This window comes from Cupriavidus numazuensis, assembly GCF_905397435.1.
Classification (GTDB): domain Bacteria; phylum Pseudomonadota; class Gammaproteobacteria; order Burkholderiales; family Burkholderiaceae; genus Cupriavidus; species Cupriavidus numazuensis.
In genome coordinates this window covers 402,517-408,516 of record NZ_CAJPVI010000001.1, presented here as the reverse complement: position 1 = coordinate 408,516, position 6,000 = coordinate 402,517, and the positions used below count along the sequence as shown (strand labels likewise).

The 6,000-nt window shown below is 59.0% G+C and carries 8 protein-coding genes and 1 pseudogene; 7 read left to right on the top strand and 2 right to left on the bottom strand.

The window, feature by feature from the left end:
• Together KHO41_RS02040 and KHO41_RS02035 are read left to right on the top strand one after the other, a co-directional pair.
• Nucleotides 1–96 (top strand): annotated as a pseudogene (locus tag KHO41_RS02040) (IS5-like element ISCARN85 family transposase); the annotation flags it as partial.
• Between the two features lie 35 nt (nucleotides 97–131).
• Nucleotides 132–404, top strand: a complete 273-nt coding sequence (locus tag KHO41_RS02035; RefSeq protein WP_211951627.1) for a hypothetical protein — start codon at nucleotides 132–134, stop codon at nucleotides 402–404.
• Between the two features lie 637 nt (nucleotides 405–1,041).
• Here KHO41_RS02035 and KHO41_RS02030 read toward each other — a convergent pair.
• Nucleotides 1,042–1,233, bottom strand: a complete 192-nt coding sequence (locus KHO41_RS02030; protein ID WP_211951626.1) for a hypothetical protein — start codon at nucleotides 1,231–1,233, stop codon at nucleotides 1,042–1,044.
• A 161-nt stretch (nucleotides 1,234–1,394) separates the two neighbouring features.
• Here KHO41_RS02030 and KHO41_RS02025 point away from each other — a divergent pair, with 161 nt between their 5' ends.
• The 5 genes from KHO41_RS02025 to KHO41_RS02005 all read left to right on the top strand — a co-directional run bounded on the left by KHO41_RS02025 (nucleotide 1,395) and on the right by KHO41_RS02005 (nucleotide 4,303).
• The gene (locus tag KHO41_RS02025) at nucleotides 1,395–1,655 is read left to right on the top strand and encodes a hypothetical protein (RefSeq protein WP_211951625.1); all 261 of its coding nucleotides are present in this window, start codon (nucleotides 1,395–1,397) and stop codon (nucleotides 1,653–1,655) included.
• Nucleotides 1,656–1,860: 205 nt separating this feature from the next.
• On the top strand, nucleotides 1,861–2,508 hold the full coding sequence (locus KHO41_RS02020; protein WP_211951624.1) for a PAAR domain-containing protein: 648 nt from the start codon (nucleotides 1,861–1,863) through the stop codon (nucleotides 2,506–2,508).
• 36 nt (nucleotides 2,509–2,544) lie between these two features.
• Entirely contained in the window at nucleotides 2,545–3,111 is a 567-nt protein-coding gene (locus KHO41_RS02015) for a PAAR domain-containing protein (protein WP_211951623.1), read from the top strand.
• Nucleotides 3,108–3,734, top strand: a complete 627-nt coding sequence (locus KHO41_RS02010) for a hypothetical protein (RefSeq protein WP_211951622.1) — start codon at nucleotides 3,108–3,110, stop codon at nucleotides 3,732–3,734. Before KHO41_RS02015 ends, KHO41_RS02010 begins: the two co-directional genes overlap by 4 nt.
• Entirely contained in the window at nucleotides 3,731–4,303 is a 573-nt protein-coding gene (locus tag KHO41_RS02005) for a hypothetical protein (protein WP_211951621.1), read from the top strand. The genes KHO41_RS02010 and KHO41_RS02005 overlap by 4 nt, the downstream gene beginning before the upstream one ends.
• Before the next feature lie 272 nt (nucleotides 4,304–4,575).
• On the opposite strand, the gene KHO41_RS02000 is transcribed toward KHO41_RS02005, so the two are convergent.
• Nucleotides 4,576–5,691, bottom strand: a complete 1,116-nt coding sequence (locus tag KHO41_RS02000) for a porin (RefSeq protein ID WP_211951620.1) — start codon at nucleotides 5,689–5,691, stop codon at nucleotides 4,576–4,578.
• Nucleotides 5,692–6,000: the final 309 nt, after the last annotated feature.

The following is a 6,000-nucleotide window of genomic DNA, read 5'->3' as shown; positions in this document are numbered from 1 at the left end:
AAAGGCTTTCGTCGCATCTTCTCCCGGTTCGACAAGCTGGACGTGATGTTCATCGCCTTCATCAATTTTGCGCTCATCGTCGACGGGCTCAGATAGTGTGAACAGGCCCTAACTATTCACAAGAGGTGACCATGAGCGAACTGACAGTCGGTGAGTTGAGGCGCCAACTCGATGGTCTGGACGACGACGTAAAGCTGTCGTTCTCTGGCGGCCTAACCTTTTACCGGCTCAAACGCTGGGGCGACGACGAATTCATCGTCGAGTTCAACGAGCCACAGGCAGACTTGTCTGACTCGTTTAAAAGGAAGAACCCGAATGTGAAGGTCGCGTTCATTGACATTAGCAATGTCGAGTGGGACGAGTCGGGTGTCATCGGCGGCCCTATCGACGTTGGGGTTCGGTAACCGGCTTCCGCTTGAGGCTTACACAGTGCTTATGTGCTGCGGGTAGAGGCGAACAAATCGCAACCGCAGCAGGAACTTAGCTGTCCCGTCCAAGTAATTCACGGTTGCTTGTTCTTCGCCTGCTGACAGGCGCGCCGCTACAGGCCGCGCACAGCGCTCGCCCGTAGGGTAGAGGCGCCCCCAGTGGTGATCGCGGCCCCAGCCGCCCGCTGTCGCCGCGCGGCCATACAAACGACAGCGGGTGCCATGTGGCACCCGCTGAAGGCAGAATCAGGCGGTGTATGAGTCGCCCTGCTGCTGGTTCCGTTTGATTAACGAGCGACGGTTTCCTATGGCTCGACTGCATCAGCGCCCCGCTGGACAAGACGCTGACGTTCTTCAGTTCATCTTCCACCGACCTCCATTCCGTGCATGAACGCACTCGGCTTGTACCGGTGGGTCACGTCGTTGTGGTTAGCGATGGGAGGTGGCTCGGGCAAGCTCTCTTGACCACACAGTCGCGCGAGGTATTCCGTCGCAATTGTTTCCCATTCCTCGGCGCCCATCATGTCCGGCCATGCCCCGCGAGGACGGTTCACACTGCGCGACTGCTCGACGCGATCAAGCCTCCGCAGTGTGGCCAGGCTGACTCGCGCTCTCATAGCTTGAACGTGATCTTGTTCAGCAGCGGTGCAAGCGCCTGCAACGGGGCTCGGTTGCACTCCACGCATTGCAGATTCGACACATACCGCTCCGCGACGTGCCCATTCTCACAGGGCGTGCCGGTGAAGAAGTGAGTCAATCCCCGGGCCTTCGCTTCGGATCTGGTGATCTCGATACGGTGGGTCATTGCATTCTCCTTGGCGGGACATACCCGACGCGCTGTGAAGCAGACGGGCAGCCTGCATGCGTACCTCAGGGTCATCGCAGTCGCGGATCGCCTCGTAGCACACTCGAACGGTCAGCGCATATTCGACCTCCATTTGCTCCGCGTCGAACGTACCGCCGTCATTGCTTACCACGCGGGCCTGCTGCGCCGTGATCGGGCTCAAGGTCGCGTGGGGTGCTAACGCCGGGTTGCTGTCCGTCTCGTCATACTCCTCAATGAGCCTGTGCGCGAGTTCGCGTGCCTCGTCCATGCTCGTGGGCAAGCGCCTGGATTACATCGAACCTTCGGGGGCGGTGCTGCCCAAGGCCGAAGCACTGCTGCCGATGTCTACAAAGTCCTCGCGCGATTTCGAGGCCCTCAGCGCGGTATGGTTTCGCCAGTGACTAGGCCGCATTGACGACGGGCCGGGCAAACCCCGTCCGGCCCTTGTCATCAATCCCTCTGAAATCTGCCTTTAGAAAGTCGAAATCACTTTAGGCATTTTCCTATATATCCCCCGCCTCGCATTTGGCAGCGTATGCAACGCCGGTGCGCATTGCGCCTGCGGCAGTCGCTGGCTGCCTTGGTAGCTATCTGGAGGCATTACGAATGAAAGAATCGCAGCAACCTATTCAACATCTGTTTGCAACCATCGGTGCGAAGACTGCGCTCGGCGGACGGGTGACTACCGCCACCAGTGGTCTTGTTCTGATGGGTTTGGCCGTCGCGAATGTTGGCGACGTAGTGACCTACGACGATGGTAGCGAGGCCGTGATTATCGATGGTGCCGGAGGATATGCCTACAGCGGAGACAAGCCGTTTGCCCTGGTAGGCAGTCACCTGAGCAACGGGGACCGTATTGTCGAGACGCTTCAGACTGGCCGGGGGATCGTGGTCCGCGAGGGCGACACCGTTGAAGGGCTCTTTGACCTGGCCTATGTGCCGCGGCCCGCCCCGCCGCGTTACCGGCTCGCCATGCGCGGCGCGACGACCGCACGGGGCGGGGTGTTGCGCGAGGTTTCCAGCGGATGGACTTTGCCCGATATGTTCGGCAACGCTGGCGCAGTGGGGGACCTGATTCATTATCGCGACGGTTCCACAGCGCGCATCGTCAGCGGCTTGGGTCTGGTGGACAACGGCGACTTCAAACCCTTGGCTTTCGTCGGCAGCAAGCTGGATAACGGCGACACGATTACCGATAGCCCTGAGCGCGTCGGCGCAGTGTCATCCAGCATGTTCACGGTCATGCGGCGCTAAGAGCCCATCTACCACCGACGAAAGAAGGAGGTATCGATGCCTGATACACGGTATTTTCTAAAGCATGGTGACCGGACCAGCACGGGCGGGCAACTTATCGCGATTCGCCCAAATTTTGCCCACCACGGAGTGGCAATGGGCATCGAAGGGGATATTGCAACGTGCCCGGTCTGTAAGTCATCTGGCCCCGTATTCAATGATTGCTATCCCAGTTGTGACTATCATGGCACGCAAGTGCTCGTGAACGGTGCGCGCGTGTACTGCAAGTGTGCTGAGCATCCAACTGTGTTCAATACGCAAAGAGATTCGACGGTCGAGGTCAACAGGAGTGCCCGTTACTCGCCTCCGTTGTCTGCTTCCAACTCGTATCGGGCAGAACCCTCCGCCCTTCAAGACGGAGAGGAAATCATCGAGCAATACTACGAACTAATTGATGCGAGCACAGGCGAACCCGCATCCGGCTATCGCCATGACTTGTTTATCGATGGTGAACGCGTTAGTCAAGACATGGCGTTGAACGGTGGGCGGAGCGCGACGGTGCGCGGCGGGCTCTCAACCCGCATCGTGATTTGGCTGGACAAGTCTCAGGAGACCCGAGCATGAGCGATTCTAAGGCTGCATCCCCCTTAACGTCCGAAGAGCGCCTTCTAGCGTCCATCGCCTACGGTGAGGCTTCCACGCAAGACAGCTACGAAGAGATGGCGGCCATCGCCAGCGTCATGGTTCGTCAGATGAAGGCGCGTGGCTACACGACCATCGACTCTTTCACGAAGAGTGATAAGACGTTCTCCTTCGCAGTAACGGACGGAAACGAGCGGTATGCGAAGATGATGAAGGCCAAGGATACGGATATTGTGAAGAGTGCCGCCTTGTCGGATGCCGTCAAGGCTTCCAAGAACGCTTTCGCGGGTGGGCAGGATTACTCGAATGGTGCGTACTTCTGGGACGGCGCGGACATCAAGTCCAACTACAAGAACCACGCCAAGGTGAAGAAGGGTGTTCACATTGACCCGGCACACAACGTCTATGGGATTCCGGACTCGGAGAAATTGAAGATCCTCAACAAGACGGTCAAGAAGAAAGTCAACGGAAAGGTCGTCACCTCACAGGAGGAAGTTGGCCGATACTCATGGGTGTATGAGTCCACTGCCGGTGTCGGTGGAACGATCTTCTGGCGCTACGGCCGGGACTTTGTGAACGTTACCCGTGCGAAGGAGTACCGATGATTCGACGAGCTGCCCCCGCCGCAATATTGCTGAGCCTCTGCGCGGTCTCGATGCAGGCATACGCGGAGAGGCCGCCGGAGGCGATTATGGATAGCTGCCTGCTGTTCGATAAGGCGATGCGCAGTTCCATTGTGATCACGCCTATCGACGGGCCGGAGGTGCTGGAAGACGAGTACGCGGTTCCCGGCTATACGGTATTCAAACCCGGCATCAGGTCCAACCCTCTGGCCGTTGGCTATGCGACCAGCCAGCGAGGCATGAATGACTTCGTAATGGTCGGCAAGTATCGCGGCTATCTCCGCCGTGCCGTGCCGCTAGGCAAGTTCAAGCCCGAGCGAATCGAGCCGCCGGAAAGCGCGGCGTATGCGATTGTCCAGGAGGGCGCGAGCCGGTACGTGTGCGTGATGACGAGCGACGGAAACGGAAGCGCAGCTTTCGTGCGATCGGCGCTTGTGGCCCGCATTCCGGCTAAGAAGATCGCGAGCATGACGCTCTACTACAAGGTCGCGGACGTGAAGAAGTTCAAGGTGTTCGATGAGACCCGCAACGATGAGGAGAAGCAACGATGACCAATAGACTGATCATTGCGGCGGCGATGGACAAGCTACAGCAGCGGAATTATGCGGCCGACAACGAATCGGCGGGAGGTCAGGCTAGTGGCCAATTTGTGGCAGATTAGGCAAGTTGTAGGAGGTGGCGAGAATCGGAATTCTTGGAATTCATAATCCGTTGGTGCCGTGTTCGACTCACGGGAGGCCCACCATTAAGCCAAAAAGGGCTTACAGCGATTCGCTGTAAGCCCTTTTTTCATTTCCGCTGCAAGGCGCGCGCTGCGTAGCCGTCAGAACTTATGGCGAATCCCCGCTACGGCGGTCACCTGTGACTTCGTAGACGACGGTGACAGCGTATAGATCTGCGCATAGGTGGCATCGCCCGCCGCACGTTGGTAGATCCCGACCAGGAAAAGGTCCGTGCGCTTGGAAAGGAAGTAGTCGGCGCCAAGGTTGAGCTGGTGCCATTTGGGCTGGTTGCCCCCGGGCTGGTATTCGCCCCAGGTGTAGATGTACGCGACGCCGAGGAGCAGTTCGGGCGAGATGTTGTGGGTGACCGAGATCTCGCCGTTGTTGACGGTCAGCCTGGTCTTGTCCAGGTAGTCAAAGCGCACATTGGTGTATAGCAGCGACACGCCTGTCTTGCCGAACTGGTAGGCGCCGCCGGAGCCGAAGATGCGTTGATGCTCGACTTTCGCTCCGCTTGCCAGGCTCGTGACGAACGGCGACGTAAAGCCGTAGTCGCCCACCACGGCGCCGGACTGGTTGCTGGCGCTGTTCGGCGTGTTCAGTTCTTCATAGGCGACACCCACGGACAGATCGCCGCTCTTGTAGGAAACCCCCAGGCTGTAGGCATTGTTCGAGCGGAAATCACCCGGCTTCTCGCCGAGGCTGAACATGCCGGCGAACTGGAGTCCGCCATACGTAGGGCTCTTGTACGCGAGCGTGTTGTTGACGCGGAAGGTGTTGAAGACGTTGTCGCTGTCGCCGATGTGCGTGCCAAATGCGGCGAACTGCGTGGCCGACTCATACGGCCACAACGTAGCCGCGGGCAGATCGTACTGCCGCCCCAGGGTGATCGTGCCCAGTTGCTGCGATGACATACCGACGAACGCCTGGCGCCCGAACAGGCGACCGCCTTGCGACAGCGTACCGGTGTCGATGGCGAAGCCGCCTTCCAGTGTGTAGAAGGCGTTGACCCCGCCGCCAAGTTCTTCCGTTCCCCGCAAGCCCCAGCGCGGCGTCTGCATCGGCCCGTTGGGCATCTGCACCTGGGAGTGGCCATTCTGATTGTTGGCATACAGGATGCCGGTCGAAATCAGGCCATACAGATTGACCCCACTCTCCGCATGGGGGGTCGAGTACGCCAGCAGCATGGCAGCGCCAGCGATGAGTCGTCGCTTCATGAAGATGTTCTCCTAATGGGCAATGAATGAATAAGGGACGTCCTCCCCGGATGCACGCATGTGCACAGGGATCGAAAAAGGCGGGGCTGGGGAAGCGGCGGGAAGCTGCTAGGTGGGCAGTGCGGTCGTGCCGCAGGCCGCGGTCAATGCCGCGCGCGTCGGAACAGGCATGCCGGCGGGCGTGGACGTAGGAATGCCGGGTAGCCGGCTAAACACATTCTTCACATTGGTCTCCTCTTGAATCTCTTTTTTCACGAGATTTAGGGCCATTGTCTGCGCAGGAAATCCGCCCGAGGAAGCACAGATTTT